The sequence below is a fragment of the Dissulfuribacter thermophilus genome (assembly GCF_001687335.1).
GTDB classification, from domain to species: Bacteria; Desulfobacterota; Dissulfuribacteria; order Dissulfuribacterales; family Dissulfuribacteraceae; genus Dissulfuribacter; species Dissulfuribacter thermophilus.
The window spans coordinates 41,027-61,618 of the sequence record NZ_MAGO01000006.1; the positions used below are offsets into that span (position 1 = coordinate 41,027).

Genomic DNA, 20,592 nt, shown 5'->3' on the forward strand with positions numbered 1-20,592 from the left:
ACTCAACACTCAAAACTCAACACTTCCATTAGGCCTTGTCCCTGGATTTTAGATACGATGCCACCTGAGCTGCACAGGCCCCTGCATGAACTACGCAATCAGGAATATCCTTTGGGCCCGATGCAGATCCCGCCACGAACACTCCATCTACGTTGCTAAGGCAAGGCTCAGAAATTTCGCTAATTTCTTTAAAGAAGCTCAATTCATTTAATTGGGGAATATTGTCCTTAAATGCCTTTGTGATCTTTGAGTCTGCTAGCGCCCCTACTGAAAGCACCACAAGATCGTGTTTTGCACGTTTTAGTCCCCCTTTTCTCTCCATATCCTCGTAATAGAGGTAAAGATCATCTCCTGGGGCCTCTTCAATGCGCGCAACCTTGCCCTTTACAAAGACTACCCCCATTCCTTTGGCCTGCTCGTAGAATTCATCGTAGCCCTTTCCAAAGGCCCTGATGTCAATGTAATAGATAGTGACATTCGCAATAGGAAGCGCCCCCATGATGAGCTGGGCCTGTTTTATGGAATACATGCAACAAATACGGGAACACCATGGATTTCCGACTGTTTTGTCTCTGGAACCAGTACAGAGTATAAGGGCAATGTTGCCAGGGATTTTTCCATCTGAGGGCCTGAGTACCGCGTTGTAGGGCCGTGTTGGCGAAAGGAGTCTATCCATCTGCATTGCAGTAATGACATTTGGCATCCTTTCATATCCAAGGAGTTTCTTTTTGGATGGGTCAAACAGTTTAAATCCGGTTGCAGTGATTATGGCGCTTGCCTTCACATTGAGTTGGGTAGGCTCCATGGAAAAGTCAATAGCACCTGCCGGACATGCCTTTTTACACTCTAAACACTCTGAACAAGATCCGCAGTCAAGACACTCCATGGCTTTCTCAAGAGCCTGTTCCTCAGAGAGAAGGGGTCTCAAGGAAGCATCTTCCTTGGGCAAAGTCTCGTAGTGGCCGTGTTTAAATAGTTTCCTCCCTGTTGTTTTGTCCGACTCTTTTAATGTGACAGTCTTTCCCTCCAGAAATAAATGAATTTGTCTGGCGATTCGCTTGGCCTCCTGAATGCCTAGTACGATCCTACATGGATCCTCGACCACTGTCTCTGGCCTGAAGATTCGTTCATCTTCAGATGTGTAGGATTTATCTTCTGTGAATACAACGTCATATCCATTTGCCAAAATCTCTTTAAAAGATGCGGGTTTTATATCCTCGACATTTATACCCTTTGAAAGTATCCCTTGAATATCATTTTTTAGGATGTAACTAGGAAGATGGCCACCTTGCTTTGCCTTCAATAATATGCCCCCCAGTTCTTTTCCCCCTGTAAATATCGTTACACTATGTCCCTGTATGCATAGGAAATAGGCTAGGGCAAGAGATTCAACTCCAGAACCTACGATGCCTATTTTGTGTTTTCCCTGTGGTGGCTCACATGGTAAACCATCATCATTGTTATTTGGTTTTGCCCCAATCCTTTTCTCAGCGATAAAACGCTCAAGCTCCCTTATGGAAACTGGTTTATTAGAGCGTTTGCCTTTTGTGCAGTGTTTTTCACACGGGGCATAGCAAAGATAGCCCAATGATCCAACAAAAGGTGCATCCTCCATGTGCCTCTCATAAGCCCTCTCAAATCTTCCATTTCTTATCAGTGCTACCAGTCCATGTGCCCTTATTCCCGCAGGGCAGGAGTTTGAACACGGAGAAAGCCCCTTTTTCTCTATAACTGCCTTTTTGGGGACAGCCTGGGGAAATGGGATGTATATCGCCCTTCTCGCAATGAGTCCCTCGTTAAATTGGTCAATTCGTGCAACAGTGCATACCTTTTCACACTGAGAACACCCAGTACACTTTGAAGGATCTACAAAGGTAGGCTTTTGGGTAATTTTTACATCAAATGTCCCGTCTTCTAGCCTCTCAATGGATTTGACCTCGGAATATGTTAAGGTCGTAATATTTGGGTGATTATATGTTGCTGCCATTTTAGGAGTAGATATGCAACTCGAGCAGTCAAGAGTGGGAAAGACCTTTGAAAGGAGGATCATCTTACCGCCTATGCTGGCTTCTCGTTCCACCAGGAGCACTTTGAACCCCATATCTCCCAGGGTTAAGGCAGACTCCATGCCTGAAATGCCACCCCCAATAACTACGCAATCGAAATGGAGATTATCCATCTTGTTCTCCGCAGAGTTTCTTTAGGTTTTCCTCAAATTTTTTCATGTGGTTTTGGAATGCCTCTGAACACACGGAACATATCGCAGCCATCTTAATCCTTCGGGGGTCCATTCCATTGATTTTGACTAGCTCTTGGGCGTTTTTTACGACATCTGCTGTCCTTTTGGTGCAATCCTGAAGGAAGCTGCAATCTGTTCCGTCAGCGGCTATGAATACTCCATCAAATCCCTTTTTTAGGGCATACAGTATCCACCTTGGATCGATCCCGCTTGAACATGGAACGGATATCACTGAAACGCCGAGGGGATAGTCCAAGTGGGACGCCCCAGCCAGATCTATCCCCGGATCTGAGATGGTGTTGGTTGAAAAGACTAGGATCTTTAACATGTCACTCCTCAGCCTTTTTTACAAACAGCCTCCAAAATCCTGCCTCCTCAATGACTCCCAGAAAATCATGACCAGCGTTTTCAGCCCATAATGGCAGGTCATCATTTGTACCTTCATCAGATGATTGGACTTCTAGGATGGCTCCAGGGGCCAGATCTGCTATTGCTCGTTTTGCCTCGAGCAATGGACCAGGACAGGCTGTTCCCCTGGCATCTACAACTTTGTCTGGTTTTAACGAACTTAGATCTACGCTCATGGCATTCCTCCTATTTTTTTGTGGTTTGTCTTGATTCCATGGGTTCAAGTTCCTCAATGCACTTTAGAAGCTTGGCCTGGGACCTGAGCCTATCCAACAAAGTGGCTCTAATGAGGTCACAGGCCCTTGGAATCCTGTCATCCGATATGGAATAAACCACTGTTTGGCCGATCTTTTTTGTCTTCACAAGGCCACGGTTGCGAAGTTTTGCAAGATGCTGACTTGCATTGGCTATTGGAACCCCAATTGCCTGGGCGATCTCACTTACGCTCTTGTCTCCGCCAGAAAGGAGGTAGAGTATCATGAGCCGCTTGGGATTGGCCAAGACCTTACAGACTTCAGCGTGTTCGTCGAACACCTTGGGATCAAAGTCTATTTTTATTGTCACTTGTGAGCACTCCTGTTTTCAGTTTTGTTTAGATTAATATTTTCGAAAATTTGAAATTACTACTTGAAATTTAGGGGCGATGTCTTATTTTGTCAATATAAAAAAGTTTAAAATTCAATTATTGAAAATGGAGGAATATCTATGAAGGCTGCAGTTAGCATAACTGATCCTGAAAAAAGTTTGGATTCTCAAATAGATCCACGTTTTGGTAGAGCAGCTAACTTCCTTTTGGTAGACCTTGAAAAGGGGGAAGCCTTAAAGGTCATATCAAATTCTCAGGCAATGAATTTGGGCCACGGGGCTGGAATACAGGCAGCAACCTTGATCGTAGAGGAAGGAGCAGATGCAGTAGTAAGCGGATATGTTGGCCCAAAGGCATTTTCTGTTTTGAACGCCGCTGGAATCAAGGTCTATTCAGGGGCTGAAGGTACTGTCAAAGAGGTAATCAATCTTTTGAAAGAGGGGAAACTTACTCCTGGTGAAGCTCCAAGTTCAAATGGACATGGTATGGGAATGGGGAGACGTGATTTATGAGAATTGCCATAGCAAGTGGTAAGGGTGGAAGTGGTAAAACGAGTTTTTCCGTTTTACTCGCCTACTATCTTAGAAACAAACTAAAACATCCGGTAAAATATCTAGATTGTGACTGTGAAGCCCCAAATGGACACCTTTTTTTTGATGTTGACTTTAAAGGTTCAAGAAGCGTTGAGGTTGAGTGCCCAGACATAGATGAATCTCTATGTGATTACTGTGGGCTTTGCAGGGACATTTGTAAGTTCAGTGCAATCACGGTATTTGGAAAATCTATAATGACCTTCCCTGACATGTGTCATTCCTGTGGCGGATGTTTTAGGGTCTGCCCTAATGGTGCAATCAATAAACAATCAAGAATGATAGGAGAGATCAGGTGGGGAGAGAGTAGAAAAGTTGAGGGGCTTTCATTTGTGCAGGGGAGCCTCAGGATAGGGGAGGCCATGAGTCCACCCTTAATTAAGGAGGTGTTAAACACTAGATTTTGGAATGAACCAGGTACTGTTGAAATCGTAGATTCCCCGCCTGGTACATCGTGTCCTGTGGTGACGAGCATAAAGGACGCCGATTACGTTATCTTGATAGGAGAGTCAACGCCCTTTGGCCTTCACGACCTTAAAATAATGGCAACAGTTGCAAGAAAAATTGGGGTTCCCTTTGGTGTAATAGCAAATAAGGCCAGGGAAAAGACAGAACTCATAGGAAACTGGTGTAGTGCAAGCGGAGTTGAATTTCTCGGCTCACTCCCCTTTTCCATGGAATTTGCAAGAGCTTATGCAGGGGGAGGGGACATATTTGAGATCATGGAAGAAGAAAAAGATAGTCAGGAGTTGTTATGGCACGTGGCAAAAATGGTAAAGTAGAACTCGTAATTTTAAGCGGCAAGGGCGGCACAGGAAAGACGACCTTTACTGCCTCATTGGCAGCGCTACTTTCCGAGATCGTGATAGTGGATTGTGATGTAGATGCATCTAATTTATTCCTGTTACTAAATCCAAAAAATGTTGACGTTAATGAATTTTATAGCGGTCAGAAACCAGTAATCAATAGCGATCTCTGTAGCAAGTGTCTTACCTGTCAGGATGTATGCAATTTTGATGCAATTTATCCTGAATCAGGGAAAGTTGATGACATCGCATGTGAGGGCTGCGGTGTTTGCGCCTGGTTTTGCCCTGAAGGTGCCATAGATCTCAAAGAAAACCACTGTGGTAGGTGGTATGTGTCGAAAACTTCGTATGGACCAATGGTACATGCAGACCTTTTTCCAGGCGAAGAAAATTCTGGAAAGCTTGTCTATAAGATAAAGGAAACAGCCCGTGATATAGCTCAATCTGAAAATTTTGACTTGATTTTAATAGATGGTCCCCCTGGAACTGCGTGTCCTGTTATCTCAACACTGTCAGGTGCAACACACGCGGTCCTAGTGGCAGAACCTACACTTAGTGGTTTTAGTGACATGAAGCGGACATTGGAACTATGCATGCATTTTAAGATCAAAACCTCTTGCCTCATTAATAAAGCCGATATTTCTCCACAGATTTCAGATGAAATTGAAAAGTATGCCCTGGATAACGGCATTACCTTTTTAGGGCATTTACCTTTTGAGGAAAAGGTCACACTAGCCATGGAAAATTGTACACCATTTGTAAAAGCATTTCCAAATTCGCCCCTGTCTTTGGCAATAAAAGAAGTTGTGACGAAGATGAGGGAATGGATCACTTAAACACGGGTGAATGTTACATCTCTGTGACAATATAGCGTGTTGACTTGATATATCATCGTCAACGTTTAAATCTCCTCCTTCAAAAAAGGAGGTTTTTTTATGGTTTCAAAAAGGTATTTATTTTTTACAATCATGGTGTTCTGGCTTGGGTTTTGGGGATGCCTTCAGGGTAGTTTGAGAGCAGAGGTCAAAGATCCTCTGTTAAAAGTGCTTGTAAGAAAGGGGCTCTTGACAGAAAAAGAGGCACTGGAAATAAAAAAGGAGGCCGAATTAGAGGCAAAAAAGGAAAAAGAAAGGATCGCTTCTGAAGTAAAAAGTAGGATAGAGGCAGAGGGAGAAAAGATACCTAAGGGCCTAAAAGGAGTGAAACTAGGGACACTGACTTATCTTGACTATTCATCTGGGTATGGCCCGTTTTCTCAAGATGGATCCAAAGACAGCACAAACTATTTTTCTATTACAAGGGCCTATTTAAATTTCGAAAAGAAGATAACCCCCTGGTTTTCTTTCAGGTTTACTCCAGATATCCATAGCGGCAATGGAGATGATTATGATCTAAGAATAAAATACGCCTATGCAAAGTTTAAACTTCCTTCTGTTGGTCCATTTACAGGGCTTTTCATTGAAGCAGGGCAGGGCCATTTCCCGTGGCTCGATTTTCAGGAGCACGTAAATCCATATAGAATGCAGGGTACAATGCCCAGAGAGTTTTTTGGTACTTTTAACTCTGCAGACAGAGGAATAAGTCTGGCAGGTGACATAGGCGGAAAGCTCGATAGCGTTTTTATTGAAAAACTCTCCGCTCATTACCCAACCTTTGATCATTATGTTGGCAAGTACGGGACCTTTTGGCTTTCTGTCATGAATGGGGCTGGATATCACAACAAAGAAGTGAACCAAAACAAGGGAGTTGAGGGAAGGATCACTCTGAGGCCCTTTGGAAACAGTACAACTGGTATGTTACCGCTTGCAGGTCTTCAGGCGAGTTACTTTTTCATAGTTGGGGAAGGTAATGATGAAAACAGCCTTGGAGGATCTGCTCCAAACTATCTTGTCAATCTATTCATGTTGTCTTATCAGCATCCATGGTTTGTCTTGACAGCTGAATACAGTACCTCCACAGGGAACAATTCTGGATCCTGGGTAGTTACTCGCCCAGATGGCAGGATCGAGGAATTGGATACTGTTTGTTACTCTGTTTTTGGTGATGTCACCCTGCCGATATTGTCAGAAAAACTCCACGTCACAGGAAGATTTGACTGGTTCGATCCAGATAAAGAAGGTGTTAATGATACTGCCAGGCACTACATGATGGGCCTTGCCTATTACCTTACTGGAAAAAACATTATTCTCTTAAATGCTGAGTGGATGGACTATGATAGAAATTTCAGGATAAAACCGACTTTGGATTTTGGTAAGTGGGGCAAATACAATCCAAGCGGCGTTGGCGACCTAGAAGACGGATTCCGGATACAAACCACCTTACAAGTTTCATTTTAGTCAACAAAATATACCAATCATTGGCCTGGAAGCTGGTTTAGTGGCCTTTGCCAGTGCCTGTTCCAGGCCCTGAGGTTTGTGTTTTTTTTATCAAAAGGCATCTTGCCTATTTTTAGTGTAGCTCCTTATAATAGATGGATAAGACCATATGGAATATCCTATTAGTTAGGGGATTGTCTGGCTTTTTATTCATAGAAAATCATCATTTACCAATGGCATCCTGCGACTCCTCAATGCATGGAGGCAAAGTAAGAATGAATTTTTTTGAAAAGTTTATTGCTTTAGTTACGTATATTTATGATCCAATACATTATTGGTGGGAAAGGGAAAAAACCCAGAAGTTTGTTGCATCTTTATTGATTTTTATTTTTCTTTTCTGGCTTACCGTAATAGAGATGAACAGACATGGGGTATTGCCTGAATTCCTTGGCCAGAAAATCCCTAAGAATCCTTTTGATGCAGTTCATTTGGCGTTTTCATTACTTTTGATTTTCGAGGTAATAACATTTATATTTGTGCTCCCGTGTTCTGTAACAATGGCCGTAGCCAAGCAGCTAGAAATACTTTCTCTTATTTTTTTAAGAAATTGTTTTAAACTTTTAATTGAATTTGAAGAACCGATTAATTTTTCAGCTCATTTGGATATCATATTTCAGATTGGTAGTTATGCCTTTGGGGCCCTTCTACTTTTCATTTCATTGACTATTTATCAAAAATTGAAGCAACCAAGAGAAGGCGTGGAATCTGGCGTTACAATTTATTATTTCGTTGGGGCTAAAAAGTGTATTTCGCTCCTTTTAATCTTGATATTCATTAGTTTAGGTATTTATAATGCCTTTGCCGCATATTATGGAAAACCACATGTAAACTTTTTTCAAGAATTCTATACAATATTAATCTTTAGCGATATACTTATTGTGTTGATCTCACATAAATTTTTCCCTTCCTTTAAGGATATGTTCAGAAATTCTGGCTATGCTATAGCTACTCTTTTAATGCGTTTATGTCTCACTGCTCCAATTTATTTTGATGTCATGATTGGTCTCATGGCTGCAGTCTTTGCCATGTGTCTTACATATGTTTACAACAGGGCTGAAAGATTCTTTTAAAAATGTTATATTTGAGATTAATATCTATATCTTAAATTTATATCCAATGCCTCGAACAGTCTCAATGTAATCAGCTGCTTGTCCTAATTTCTTTCTCAGCCTTCTTATGTGAGTATCTACGGTCCTGGAATTGACTGGATAGTTGTAACCCCAGACTTGTTCCATAAGCATTTGTCTGGTTAGGACTATGGAAGGATGTTCTGCAAGATAGGTGAGAAGCTTGAATTCAACTCTTGTCAGTTCAATCTCTTTTTGTGCAACTGTTACTTTCACCCCTGCCTTGTCAATCCTGAGAATGCCTTTTTCAATGATGTTTTGTGGATTTTCAATATAGTCTCCGGCTCCGGCCCTTTTGAGTACTGCCCTTGCCCTCAGTACGAGTTCTCTAGGGCTAAAGGGCTTGACCACGTAGTCGTCCGCTCCAAGTTCAAGGCCGTAAATACGATCGTCTTGGGCATCTTTCGCAGTGACCATAATAACGGGGATAGACCTGGTATCGTTTCTCTCTTTTAAGGCCTTTATGATTTCAAAGCCATCCACGTCTGGCAACATTATGTCCAGGATAATAAGGTCAGGAGCAAAGTTGCGAATTTCATGAAAGATACCACCACCATAGGCAATGGCTTTGGTATCAAAGCCAGCGGCATCCAGATTGAATTGCTCAATGTTTGCGATCTCTGGATCGTCCTCAACAATTAGGATTCTTTTGGGCCTATCCATAAAGAGAAGGCCGGGAATTTTCCCGGCCACACCTTTCTTTTTTTAATGGCTTGGCCAAATTGGTTCCCCATTTACGGTAATTTCTTTGGCCCACATTTGTTCTACTATTTGTACAACTTTTAAGGGCATAGGAACATAAAGTAGGTCTCGTGCCATTTCAGTGCCGTTTTTATAGCACCAATCAAAAAACTTTAACATAGTAATAGCTCTATTTTTATCCTTTTGTTCCTTGTAGATCAAGATAAAAGAAGCCCCTGTAATAGGCCAGGAATTTTTACCAGGCTGATTTACAAGGACAACCGCCATCCCTGGAGTATTGATCCAGTCGGCATTTTTAGCAGCTGCTTGGAAAGAGTCAATGGTTGGAGATACAAAGTTTCCGTCCTTGTTTTTGAGTAAAACTGAAGTCAAGTTATTTTGTTTTGCATATGCAAACTCCACATAGCCTATGGAGCCCTTTAGACGTTTCACATAGGCAGCCACCCCTTCATTTCCTTTTCCTCCAACACCAGTAGGCCATTTTAAGGCTTTGCCTACCCCAACTTTTTCTTGCCACTTTGGACTCATACTGCTCAAGTACTTACTAAAAATCCATGTAGTACCAGAACCATCTGACCTATGGACTACATAAATTTTTAAATGAGGGAGTTTTATCCCCTGATTCAGTTGTTTTATTCTGGGGTCATCCCAGTATTTAATGGCCCCAAGAAATATCAAAGCGAGGGTTTCCCCATCTAGCTTGAGGACATTGGAGCCAATCCCCTTGATGTTGACCACGGGAACTACACCACCAATTACCATAGGAAATTGAAGGAGGCCTGCTTCATTGAGTTCGTTTGCGTTAAGAGGGGCATCTGATGCTCCAAAATCTACTGCACGTGCCTTAATTTGTCGAATTCCTCCCCCTGATCCAATAGACTGATAGTTGAGCTTAATGCCTGTCTCTTTAGCATAACTGTGTGCCCATTTGGAATATATCGGATAGGGAAATGTGGCACCTGCTCCAGTGATAATTTCTGCTGAGTTGGCATTAGACCAAAAGGCCAATCCAATGCCTAAAAAGAGGATTACCATGGCAGTTTTTTGTCTGAGTGATCGGATAAAGCTAGTCATAAAATCTTCCTCCATTTGTGTTTTTGCCTTAACATAAGATTAAAATGTTACATCTATGTGACAGATTTGTGACAAAGAGGTGAACATAAAGTAATGCCAAAGCCCTCTAGTTTTCGTTCTCGGTTATACGAAATTATCTTTAAAGCAGACACTCCAGCAGGTAAGGCATTCGATGTGATACTTATAGGTATCATTGTCTTCAGTGTGTTGGTGGTGATGCTGGACAGTGTGCGCCAATTTCATGAACGCTTTGCCCCATTGTTTAACGCCCTTGAGTGGGGATTTACTATCCTTTTTACCATTGAATACGTAGCGAGATTATATTGCGTGCAACAGCCGTTAAAGTATGCTAAGAGCTTCTTTGGGGTTGTTGATTTACTCGCCATCTTGCCTACTTATTTAGGTATTTTGTTTCCCGCTACCCACTATTTGTTGGTCATCAGAATCTTACGGGTATTGCGTGTTTTTCGAGTCCTTAAGCTGGTGCAATACCTCGGAGAGGCGCGCTCGCTTTTACTGGCCTTACGGGCTAGCAGTCGAAAGATTACGGTATTTCTGGTCTCGGTTTTGTCATTGGTCATTATATTAGGTTCAATAATGTACGTCATAGAGGGCGAAGAAAATGGCTTTACCAGCATTCCCCGCAGTATTTACTGGGCTATTGTAACGCTCACCACAGTTGGATACGGAGACATATCTCCGCAAACCCCTTTAGGACAGGCACTTTCCTCTATTGTAATGATTTTGGGGTATAGCATCATTGCTGTGCCAACAGGCATAGTTACAGTGGAAATGTCACGTACCACCAACAAAAAAGTTCTTACCCGAACATGCCCTGTATGTAGTTCTGAAGGCCATGATGCCGACGCTATCTACTGTAAGTATTGTGGTGCAAAATTGTAGAACCTAAAATTAAAAAAAGATTAAACGAGTTTTTCCTAAGGGCCTTCACATTTCGAATATAGAATAGAATGTTGTGCAATTTGTGCAAAGTCGTGTTTATTGTCACATATAAAAATTAAAAAATCATTATTTTTGATTGACATTATCAAAAAAATAGTTTAATCACACAAGCGTTAAAGACTTAAGTTGAAATAAATGCACAAATCGCACAATGGTGCTTGTCTTGAAATGGTTAAATAGAGAACATAAACGTATAGCTGTTTTTGGATGTGGTAATCCCCTTTTTGGGGACGATGGCTTTGGTAGTGCAGTTATCGAAAAATTAAATCAGATCAAGAATTTGCCTCCTGATGTGGTGTTAGAGGATGTAGGGACGGGTATTCGGGAGGTCCTATTTGACTATATATTGGATCCTTCGTTGCGTCCAAGAAAGATCGTTATTGTGGACGCGGCAAGTCAGCAGGGTAGAAGGGCTGGGGAGGTCTTTCTAATTTCTCCTTCTGAGATTCCTCACGAAAAAGTACACGATTTTTCCCTTCATCAATTTCCTACCGTAAACATGCTTTCAGAGTTGGCAGAAGGTACTGGTACAGAAGTAATAATAGTGGCTGTCCAACCTGAATCCATACCAGAAAGCGTGTGTCCTGGTTTGTCCCAGTCGGTTGCCGAGGCCGTGCCCCTGGCCTGCAATATCATAAAAAAAATAATATTCGATGAATCAGAAGTGAGGTAACCAATGATGTTTGAATTCAGGATAAGGGATTTGGCAGAAGAGTTTGGAGTACATCGAAATACGGTGCGAAACTGGATAAAAAATGGAGCCATAGCCGCCAAAGAGGGACCAGGTAGGCGCTATTTAATGGAATGGAGCGATTACCTGGCTCTCTGTGAAAGGTTTGGGAAAAAGCCGCGATTTATACCAGAAATACCAGAAAAAAATGGTGCTGAGAAGGCAGATAATATTCCTGAACCTCTGGTTATTGATAAGGATAATTCCAAGACGCTATGTCCTGATCCTGCCTGGGCAGACGTCTGCCTTACCTGTGGAACATGTGCCAGTGCCTGTCCTATAGCAGGGGTCGATGGGCTAGATCCGCGAAAGATCGTACGTATGGCACTTTTTGGCCTCGAAGAAGGCCTCGTAAACAGTAACTGGGTTTGGAAGTGCACCATGTGTGCAAAATGTGAAGAAGCCTGTCCTATGAATGTCAAGATCGTCCAGCTTATAAGGAAAATCCGATCTCTCAGGCCAAGAGATCGGGTCCCTGGGCCTATACACAAAGGAGTTCAAAACTGCCTAGAGCGAGGAAACAATCTGGGGATTCCCAAAGACGACTTCTTGTTTCTCCTAGAGGATCTTGGCCAAGAGCTCTCAGAAGAGGCATGTCCTGGGTTCTCTACCCCAGTGGATGTTAGGGGAGCACGAATCCTGGTCACTGTGAATTCCAAAGAACCCTTTGCTGAGCCAGATGACATGAAATGGTGGTGGAAGATCTTTTATGCAGCCGGTGAATCCTGGACAATTTCTTCTGAGAACTGGGAAGGTGTCAACTGGGGCCTATTTTCCGGAGACGACGAGGCCATGAAGACAATCGTTAGCCGTATTGTAGACAATCTACAGAGGCTTAATTGCGAGGGGCTTCTACTACCGGAGTGAGGTCATGCATATTTTGCAACCCGGTACGGGTTGAGCAAGTGGTTTCCTGAGTTGCTCAAAAAATACAAGATTTATTCTATCTTTGATCTCTTGATGGAGTACATAAAAGAAGGGCGAATCTCCATCGACAATACTGTCCACGCCAAGCGCACGACATATCACGATCCCTGTAACTACGGCAGAAAGTCATTGAAGACCTTTGGTCACGGTTATTTTGAGGAAGGACGTATTATTACCAGAGAATGCTGTCCTGATTTCAAAGACATGAACCCCAACCGTGAAGGTAACTATTGTTGTGGTGCAGGAGGCGGTGCCTGGGCCATGCCATTTAGCGCTGAAAGGGTCTATTACGGGCGTATAAAGGCAAGGCAAATAGAGGAGACAGGAGCTGAACTGGTCATAGCGCCCTGTCATAACTGCCGTGATCAGATCAAGAAGAGTTTAGCACACGAATACGACTTGAATATAGAGGTCAAATACCTGTGGGAGTTGGTGGCCGATTCTCTGATTTTGCCATAATCGCTCACAGAGCATCCTATCTGTTTTGTTGTTGGGAGCTAGGCTCTCTCTGCCTCATATTTGGGGCATTCTGTAGGCGATTATACATAGCATATGGGAAATGAAGGAGGTTATCATGTCAGTTAAAGATGCCATTGGTTCTGTTATGGTAATAGGAGGCGGTGTCTCAGGCATTCAAGCCGCGTTGGACCTGGCTGATGCCGGATACTTTGTATATCTAGTAGAGAGAAGCGGTGCCATAGGAGGCGCTATGGCCCAGCTTGATAAAACCTTTCCTACCAATGACTGTGCAATGTGAATTTTGGCACCCAAGTTGGTGGAGTGCGGTCGGCACTTAAATATACAATTGATGACCTTGAGCGAGGTCATGGACATTGAGGGTGAAGAAGGAAACTTTTCAGTCAAGATCAAACAGCATCCACGTTACGTAGATGTAGACAAATGCATAGCCTGTGGAGAATGTGCTTCCAAATGTCCTAAGTCGGTGTTGGACGAATACAATGTCGGCATTTCCAAGCGTAAGGCCATTTACGTAAAGTATCCTCAAGCTGTTCCTCTGAAATATCAAATAGATCCTAAGTCCTGCATACGCCTAAACAAACCTGGTAAGTGTGGTTTTTGTGAGAAGGTATGCCCTGCAGGTGCCATAAAATTTGACGACACAGAAAAGGAACTCACAATACAAGTCGGTTCCATAATTATGGCCCCTGGCTTTGAGTGTTTTGATCCCAAAGAGGCAAAAGTATGGGGCTATGGACAATATCCAAATGTAATCACGTCACTTCAGTTTGAGCGCTTCCTTTCTTCCTCAGGCCCCACTGAAGGACATCTCATACGTCCCTCTGACGGAAAGTCTGTACGCAAGGTTGCTTTTTTGCAATGCGTGGGCAGCAGGGATAAGAACAGGTGTTCTAATGAATATTGCTCATCTGTGTGCTGCATGTACGCCATAAAAGAGGCTGTTATTGCCAAGGATCACGTACCTGACCTTGTGACCTCCATATTTTTCATGGACATGCGCACCAATGGGAAAGATTTTGATCGTTACTACCAGAGGGCTAAGGATGAATCCGGAGTACGGTTTGTAAGGTGTAGGGTCCACGGAGTGGAACCCCACGGCGAAGACGGAGACCTTAGAATCCATTACATAAATGAAGAAGGTCGTCAGATCGAAGAATACTATGACCTTGTGGTCCTTTCCGTGGGTCTGGAAACACCAAAGTCAGTAATAGAGCTGGCCAATAAGGCAGGCATACAACTTACTTTAAATAATTTTGCCGCTACCTCTGCCTTTAATCCAGTTCTCACCTCTAGACCTGGAATCTTTACCTGTGGGGCCTTCGCAGGTCCGAAGGACATTCCTCAATCGGTCATGGAAGGTTCTGCAGCAGCGGCAGGAGCAGCCGAAGTATTGGCACGGGTTCGAAATTCCATGACCAGGGAGAAAGAGTTTCCCCCTGAACGAGACGTGGCCAAGGAACAACCCAGGATTGGGGTATTTGTCTGCCACTGCGGTTCAAATATCGCATCAGTAGTTGATGTGGAGTCCCTGGCTGATTATGCAGCAACCCTTCCATATGTCGAACACGTGGAGAGGAACCTCTTTACCTGTTCCCAGGATACTCAAGAAATCATGAAGGATATCATTCAGAAAAAGGGACTAAACAGGATCGTTGTTGCTGCATGTACACCAAGGACCCATGAATCTCTCTTCAGAGAGACGTTAAAGGCTGCAGGACTCAACGAATACCTATTCGAGATGGCAAACATAAGGAATCAAGATTCCTGGGTACACCAGAACAATCCTCAACAGGCCACCCAAAAAGCCAAGGATCTCGTTAGGATGGCTGTTTCAAAGGTGGCATTGCAGGGACCTTTGAATCAGATCAATGTGCCTATAACCCAAAGGGGTCTCGTAATTGGTGGGGGCGTTGCCGGAATGGAAAGTGCCCTTAGTTTGGCAGAACAGGGATTTGATGTAGACCTTGTAGAAAAGGGTAGAGAATTAGGAGGAAATGCCAGGTTTCTGCACCAAACATGGACAAATGAGGATATTCAAGGATACCTTCAGAAATTAATCCAGAAGGTATTTGACCATCCAAAGATCAATGTCCACTTGGAATCTAAAGTAATAGATGTCGATGGATATGTTGGCAATTACTCCACTACAATATACAGCAGAGGAAAGAAGAAGACCATCGAACACGGTATTGGGATAATCGCCATCGGTGGCCAACGTTTTAGGCCCAATGAATACGGATACGGAAAGCTGGATGGCGTCTTCACTTCCATAGAATTCGATGCCATAAAAAGGGCAGGGGATTATCGCATAAGACGGGCCAAATCTTTCGTGTTCATACAGTGTGTTGGCTCACGAGAGGACGATAGAAATTACTGTTCACGCGTGTGTTGTACTCATTCTGTTCAGGCAGCAATTGATCTCAAAAAGGAAGATCCATCTCGGTCAGTATACATCCTTTACAGAGACATGCGTACTTATGGAGAACGTGAGGCCTTGTACAGGCAGGCCAGGGAGATGGGTATCATCTTCATCAATTACGAACTCCATGGAAAACCGCGAGTTAGTCCTATCGAGGACTCTCATCAAATGAAAGTCGAGGTTTGGGACCACGTGCTTCACCGTCCACTGGAGATTGTGACTGATCTAGTGGTACTTGCATCGGCTATTGTCCCAAATCCAGATGCCAAGAACCTAGCAAAGCTTTTCAAGGTGCCAGTGGATTCCGATGGCTTCTTCCAAGAGGCCCATGCCAAACTGAGACCAGTGGATTTTGCTACAGATGGTCTCTTTATGGCTGGATTGACCCATTATCCAAAACCCATAGAAGAATCTATTGCCCAGGCAAAGGCAGCAGCAGCAAAGGCAGCGGCCCTTCTGGCCAGGGAATCCATAGCTCTTGAAGCCATAAAGGCAAACGTCAACCCTCAAAAATGTGACGGCTGTGCTCTTTGTATAGATGTTTGCCCCTTCAATGCCATAAGCCTTGTGGAAACCAGAGACGAAAATGGCGACATTCACAAATCCATAAATATTAACAAGGCTCAATGCAAAGGTTGCGGTCTTTGCCAGGGGACATGTCCGAAAGAGGGGGTCAATGTTGCCGGCTTTTCAATGGAACAACTCAGGGCACAGATCAAAGCGGCTCTGGCTGCTTGATAGGTGAAAATAACAGGAGGTCTGAATCGATATGAGCTACGAACCCAAGATAACCGCCTTTTGTTGTAACTGGTGCTCCTATGCAGCAGCAGATCTTGCTGGGATTTCCAGAATGGAATATCCCCCAAATGTAAGAATAATCAGGGTCATGTGTTCAGGTATGGTGCATCCAGACCTTGTCCTGGAAGCCCTGAATTTTGGCGCAGACGGCGTAATGGTCCTCGGGTGACACCTTGGAGAGTGTCATTACCAGGATGGTAATTACGTAGCCTATGAAAGAGCAAAAATGATAAAGGACGTATTAAAAGAATTTGGTTATGATCCTGAACGGTTCCATATTGCCTGGTGCTCATCCTCTGAACCTGACAAATTTGTACAGGAAGTTACAGAGATGACCAACAGGATCAAGGCGCTGGGACCACATGCCAATAGCCTGTTTTACAGGGAAGCACAAAAGGCAAAGGAGTGTCAAAATGGGAGTTAAGGTAGTTAGCGAATGGCTCCATTCATGTTCAGGATGTGAAATCGCCATATTAAATATTGGCGAGGAGCTACTGGACCTGTTGGAACGGGTGGAGCTAGTGCACATACCAGTTTTAATGGACAAGAAATACTTTGGACAGACAGGCCAGGAGAATGATTTGGACATCCCTGAGGCAGATGTTGCCCTGGTCTCTGGTGGAGTAGCCAATGACGAGCACTTGGAGGTACTGGAAAAGGTAAGATCCCGCTGTAACTTCCTAATAGCCCTTGGGACTTGCGCTACACACGGAGGAATTCCGTCCCTTTTGAATCAGTGGACTAAGAAGGAGGCCATGGAGACCATTTATTCCACTTCAACTACTGATGATTGCGAGATCCCCTCTGAAGGGATTCCAAAGATGCTGGACAGGGTCTATGCGCTGGACGAACAAGTTAAGGTGGATTTGATGGTGCCAGGGTGTCCTCCTAATTCGGAACATATTGCAAGTGTCTTGAAGGCCCTCATTTCAGGGAAAAGTCCTACGCTTCCAGACAAAAGCGTGTGTAGCACATGTCCGACCCTAAGAAAGGGTAAGGGAGACGTAAAGGGAGTGAAGAGGTTTTTAGAGAATGCCAACTTCACCCCTGGCGAACCTTTGGAACGCATGAGGTGTCTGCTGGAACAAGGATATATGTGCATGGGGCCTGTGACTGCAGCGGGCTGCGCTGTTTCTGGGGCACCCAAATGTATATCTGCAAGGGTGCCGTGCCGCGGTTGCTATGGACCAGTACGGTTCAATGGTAATCAGTTGCTCGACATGATGAATGCCCTTGCAAGTAATGGAATAGACTGGAGATCAATTGAGGATAAACGTTCGCTTTTGCGATTTTCAGGGGCACACGGTTTTTTAAGACCGTTAAAACATGAGAAATGATGGAGAATATCGTTATGGGTAAGACCTTAAACATACAACCTATTACCAGAATAGAAGGACATGCCAAGATCTCTATCCATCTCGATGACGATGGCAACGTCCAGGATACCCGGCTTTATATAATGTCTCTACGCGGATTTGAGAAATTCATAGAAGGGCGTCCTGCAGAAGAGGTGCCTAGGATAGTAAACCGTATTTGCGGAATCTGTCCATGGATGCATCATACTGCATCTGTAAAGGCAGTTGACGGCTGTTTTGGAGTGACTCCAACCCCTGCAGGAAATAAGTTGAGGGAGTTACTCCAGGTCATGGCGCACATAAATGATAAGATCCTCCACTTTTTCTTCCTGGCAGCCCCGGACTTTGTCATTGGGCCTGATAGTGACTATAGGGTGAGAAATGTACTTGGAATAGCCCAAAAGGCACCGGATTTGGCCAGAGAGGTGGTGAAGATGCGCCAGATGGGCCAGATGATGATAGAAGGATTTGCAGGAAAGGCCATACATCCTGTAGCTGCTGTGCCTGGTGGTTTTTCTAAGCCTATGACAGAAGAAGAAAGGCAGGATCTATTAGAAAAGTCCAGACAGCTTCTAGACTTCTCTCTTTTCGCCTTGAAATTTGCAAAGGAAAAGGTGTTTTCCAAGTATGAAGACGAAATTGCAACACTGGGGGCCATAACAACAGGATTTCTGGGTACAGTAGATGAAAATGGTGCTTTGAGGCTCTTTAACGGAAAACTCCGTCTCATGAAACCCGACGGATCATATGTAGATTTTTCATATGAGGAATATCGGGACTATATAGCAGAGCACGTTGAGCCATGGTCCTATGGTAAGATGCCCTATGCAAAGGTATGGGATGAAGGTTTTTCCATGGACCTAGATTCTCCCAAGGGGATCTATCGTTCAAATGCTCTGGCCAGAATCAATGTCTGTGATCATATTTCTACTCCCAGGGCACAAGAGGCCCTTGAAGAGTTCAGAGAAAGGTTTGGAAGACCGGCTCAGAGCACACTTCTCTACCACTGGGCACGACTAATAGAACTTGTGTATGCCTGTGAGAGGACTGTGGAGTTGCTTGAGGACGAACAGTTGACTGACCCCAATGTCCGTTCAAAGTGCGAACCAGGAGCGGGTCGCGGCGTCGGTTGTGTAGAAGCCCCAAGGGGAACGCTGATCCATGACTATGAAACCGATGAAAAGGGCTGCATAGTCAGAGCCAATATGATAGTTGGTACCACTCACAACATAGCCCCAATGAACATGAGTGTAGCACAGGCCGCTAAATCTCTAATCAAAAATGGATCATACGACGAGGGGCTCTTGAATAGAGTTGAAATGGCGGTGCGAGCGTACGATCCGTGAATTTCCTGTGCCACACACCGCCTGGATGGCGGAATTCCCTTGTCAGTAACAATTGTTGATTCAAAGGGAAATATTGTCAGGAATTTAAGGGCATAAGGTTTTATGGTAAGCGCTCACAGGATAAACTATAAAGTCGCTCATCAATCTCCCCTCCTCCTCCTCATAGGGCCCCCTGCGAGCGCTTACCCATTTCCTTTGGGCATTGGCCTTTTTTTATCCCCTTTTAAACCCGATTCCAAGGAGAGGAAAAATGGAAGAAAACAAAAAGCGTGAGAGGATAATGGTAAAAGCTGAGTCTCCCAGTTGTGCATGCGGTTACATTGGTCACATGACTGTTTCCGAATTAAAGGAAAGGGCTTTAGGAGAAGAGTTTGATGCCAGGTGCCCTGTCTGCAGGCAAATTCACCTTACCAGGGAGGAAATCGAGGAACTTGAAAGCCAGAAAATAACTAGATCTGAAAAATTTTGTCATATTAAAGAAGAAGCGGAAGCCAGGGGCAATATGTCATAGACGGGGAATCAAAAAAGTAAATTTTGATCCCTTACCCCACTGGCTTTCTACAGTAATATCTCCACCCTGGGCCAGGGCAATCTCTTTTGCAATTGAGAGGCCGAGGCCGGTGCCCTCAGGGTGGAGTTTCTTGGTCTCTTTTACCCTGAAAAAACGGTTAAATATCTTTTTTTGACTATCAAGGGGGATTCCAGGTCCATGATCTATGATGTTTATTGCAACAAACTCAGAGCTCTCTTGGATAGTTAAGAGCACTTCTTGATCTTCTCCCCCATATTGGACAGCATTTTCAATTATGCTATTTAAGGCAATTTGGGTGAGATCAGGATGGCCCTTTACCAATAGCCTGTCTGTATCAGACATGAATTTAACATTTTCATAAAGTTCAGTGATTTCATTAATAAGACCTATTATGTCAAAATTTTTAATAGTATCGCTGCTAAGCCCCCGGCGAATTCTCGATAATAGCAAGATATGTTTAATAATATTAGTGAGCCTTTCAGTATTTTTTATTATTAAGGCGAGAAATTCTTCTTTTTTTTCCTCAGGGATATCTTTTTGTTCTAACAATGTCTCTGCATAGCCTTGTATAGAGGCAAGGGGAGTGCGAAATTGGTGTGCGGCATCTGAAAGACCTTTCAATATGCTTTCTGGGTCTTCGGTAGTCCTCTTTTTTTGTATTAATAGAATAGTTAACTCATCAATATCATTGAATTTAAAAGGCTTGTAATCCACAGATAGTGTTTCCCCCCAGTGAGTCTTAAAGGTGAAAGTAAGTGGGGGATCATGTTGAAGCAATGACCTTGAGCGTATTACCTCAAGAATGGATTTTCCCTTCCAATAATCATGATTTTGTGGAAGTTTCAGCAGTTCAATGGCCACCTTATTTATATGAACGATGTGTTTATTTTTATTTATTACGATAACACCGTGTAGGGTCTTTTCTATGAGGAACAGGAAGAGATCTTTATATAGAGTATGTGACGAAGGAGTCTTGGTAATATCAAGTAATGTTTCTTTTTTTTGGGCCTTATTCAAGTAAGATTTTAATATGTTAAGCATGATAGTAACTAGTCACTAAAGAATTTTCACTCAAATGTAATTGATAATAAATTTGGAACCATAGTCAAATTTTAAATAATAAAAAAGGGGCCAC

Annotated in this window: 20 protein-coding genes; 13 read left to right on the forward strand and 7 right to left on the reverse strand. The window is 43.5% G+C overall.

Annotated elements, in window-relative coordinates; all coding sequences use genetic code 11:
- Nucleotides 1-28 precede the first annotated feature (28 nt).
- Genes DBT_RS06165 through DBT_RS06180 form a run of 4 tightly spaced genes read right to left on the reverse strand, consistent with a single transcriptional unit; the run spans nt 29 to nt 3,211 of the window.
- Nucleotides 29-2,179: an NAD(P)-binding protein gene (locus DBT_RS06165; protein WP_067617894.1), complete on the reverse strand. Its 2,151-nt coding sequence runs from the start codon at nt 2,177-2,179 to the stop codon at nt 29-31.
- Nucleotides 2,172-2,567 (reverse strand): hydrogenase iron-sulfur subunit, encoded by a 396-nt coding sequence (locus DBT_RS06170; protein ID WP_067617896.1) that lies wholly within the window; start codon nt 2,565-2,567, stop codon nt 2,172-2,174. Before DBT_RS06170 ends, DBT_RS06165 begins: the two co-directional genes overlap by 8 nt.
- Nucleotide 2,568: 1 nt before the next feature.
- A complete protein-coding gene (locus tag DBT_RS06175; protein ID WP_067617899.1) occupies nt 2,569-2,823 on the reverse strand; it encodes a sulfurtransferase TusA family protein in 255 nt (84 codons plus the stop codon).
- A 10-nt stretch (nt 2,824-2,833) separates the two neighbouring features.
- Nucleotides 2,834-3,211: an ArsR/SmtB family transcription factor gene (locus DBT_RS06180; protein WP_083186670.1), complete on the reverse strand. Its 378-nt coding sequence runs from the start codon at nt 3,209-3,211 to the stop codon at nt 2,834-2,836.
- 141 nt (nt 3,212-3,352) lie between these two features.
- Between DBT_RS06180 and DBT_RS06185 the strand changes: the two genes are divergently transcribed.
- The 5 genes from DBT_RS06185 to DBT_RS06205 all read left to right on the forward strand — a co-directional run bounded on the left by DBT_RS06185 (nt 3,353) and on the right by DBT_RS06205 (nt 8,074).
- Nucleotides 3,353-3,745, forward strand: a complete 393-nt coding sequence (locus tag DBT_RS06185) for a NifB/NifX family molybdenum-iron cluster-binding protein (RefSeq protein ID WP_067617902.1) — start codon at nt 3,353-3,355, stop codon at nt 3,743-3,745.
- Entirely contained in the window at nt 3,742-4,605 is an 864-nt protein-coding gene (locus tag DBT_RS06190; protein WP_067617904.1) for a nucleotide-binding protein, read from the forward strand. The genes DBT_RS06185 and DBT_RS06190 overlap by 4 nt, the downstream gene beginning before the upstream one ends.
- Entirely contained in the window at nt 4,578-5,465 is an 888-nt protein-coding gene (locus tag DBT_RS06195; RefSeq protein ID WP_067618202.1) for an ATP-binding protein, read from the forward strand. The genes DBT_RS06190 and DBT_RS06195 overlap by 28 nt, the downstream gene beginning before the upstream one ends.
- A 99-nt stretch (nt 5,466-5,564) precedes the next feature.
- Nucleotides 5,565-6,965: an ATP synthase subunit B family protein gene (locus DBT_RS06200; RefSeq protein WP_067617907.1), complete on the forward strand. Its 1,401-nt coding sequence runs from the start codon at nt 5,565-5,567 to the stop codon at nt 6,963-6,965.
- Between the two features lie 134 nt (nt 6,966-7,099).
- Nucleotides 7,100-8,074 (forward strand): hypothetical protein, encoded by a 975-nt coding sequence (locus DBT_RS06205; protein WP_141674231.1) that lies wholly within the window; start codon nt 7,100-7,102, stop codon nt 8,072-8,074.
- A 24-nt stretch (nt 8,075-8,098) separates the two neighbouring features.
- Here the strand turns inward: DBT_RS06205 and DBT_RS06210 are convergent, their stop codons facing one another.
- Nucleotides 8,099-8,794 (reverse strand): winged helix-turn-helix domain-containing protein, encoded by a 696-nt coding sequence (locus DBT_RS06210; RefSeq protein WP_067618204.1) that lies wholly within the window; start codon nt 8,792-8,794, stop codon nt 8,099-8,101.
- A gap of 42 nt (nt 8,795-8,836) precedes the next feature.
- Entirely contained in the window at nt 8,837-9,907 is a 1,071-nt protein-coding gene (gene pstS / locus DBT_RS06215; protein ID WP_083186671.1) for a phosphate ABC transporter substrate-binding protein PstS, read from the reverse strand.
- 93 nt (nt 9,908-10,000) lie between these two features.
- On the opposite strand from pstS, the gene DBT_RS06220 reads away from it, so the two are divergent.
- From DBT_RS06220 to DBT_RS06265, 8 genes are all read left to right on the forward strand, one after another.
- Complete coding sequence (locus DBT_RS06220) at nt 10,001-10,810, forward strand: ion transporter (protein WP_067617914.1); 810 nt, start codon at nt 10,001-10,003, stop codon at nt 10,808-10,810.
- Between the two features lie 223 nt (nt 10,811-11,033).
- Nucleotides 11,034-11,543 (forward strand): hydrogenase maturation protease, encoded by a 510-nt coding sequence (locus DBT_RS06225; protein ID WP_244155324.1) that lies wholly within the window; start codon nt 11,034-11,036, stop codon nt 11,541-11,543.
- Nucleotides 11,544-11,549: 6 nt separating this feature from the next.
- The gene (locus DBT_RS12715; protein ID WP_279614867.1) at nt 11,550-12,986 is read left to right on the forward strand and encodes a 4Fe-4S dicluster domain-containing protein; all 1,437 of its coding nucleotides are present in this window, start codon (nt 11,550-11,552) and stop codon (nt 12,984-12,986) included.
- Nucleotides 12,987-13,101: 115 nt separating this feature from the next.
- Nucleotides 13,102-16,164, forward strand: a complete 3,063-nt coding sequence (locus DBT_RS06245) for an FAD-dependent oxidoreductase (RefSeq protein ID WP_153304052.1) — start codon at nt 13,102-13,104, stop codon at nt 16,162-16,164.
- 31 nt (nt 16,165-16,195) lie between these two features.
- The gene (locus tag DBT_RS12480; protein ID WP_153304053.1) at nt 16,196-16,648 is read left to right on the forward strand and encodes a hydrogenase iron-sulfur subunit; all 453 of its coding nucleotides are present in this window, start codon (nt 16,196-16,198) and stop codon (nt 16,646-16,648) included.
- Nucleotides 16,638-17,561, forward strand: a complete 924-nt coding sequence (locus tag DBT_RS06255; protein ID WP_067617933.1) for an NADH-quinone oxidoreductase subunit B family protein — start codon at nt 16,638-16,640, stop codon at nt 17,559-17,561. Before DBT_RS12480 ends, DBT_RS06255 begins: the two co-directional genes overlap by 11 nt.
- Nucleotides 17,558-19,021, forward strand: coding sequence for a Ni/Fe hydrogenase subunit alpha (locus DBT_RS06260; RefSeq protein ID WP_083186675.1), 1,464 nt, complete (start codon nt 17,558-17,560; stop codon nt 19,019-19,021). Before DBT_RS06255 ends, DBT_RS06260 begins: the two co-directional genes overlap by 4 nt.
- A gap of 154 nt (nt 19,022-19,175) precedes the next feature.
- A complete protein-coding gene (locus tag DBT_RS06265; protein ID WP_067617936.1) occupies nt 19,176-19,436 on the forward strand; it encodes a hypothetical protein in 261 nt (86 codons plus the stop codon).
- On the opposite strand, the gene DBT_RS06270 is transcribed toward DBT_RS06265, so the two are convergent.
- Entirely contained in the window at nt 19,431-20,498 is a 1,068-nt protein-coding gene (locus DBT_RS06270) for a sensor histidine kinase (protein ID WP_067617939.1), read from the reverse strand. The genes DBT_RS06265 and DBT_RS06270 overlap by 6 nt on opposite strands.
- Between the last annotated feature and the right edge of the window lie 94 nt (nt 20,499-20,592).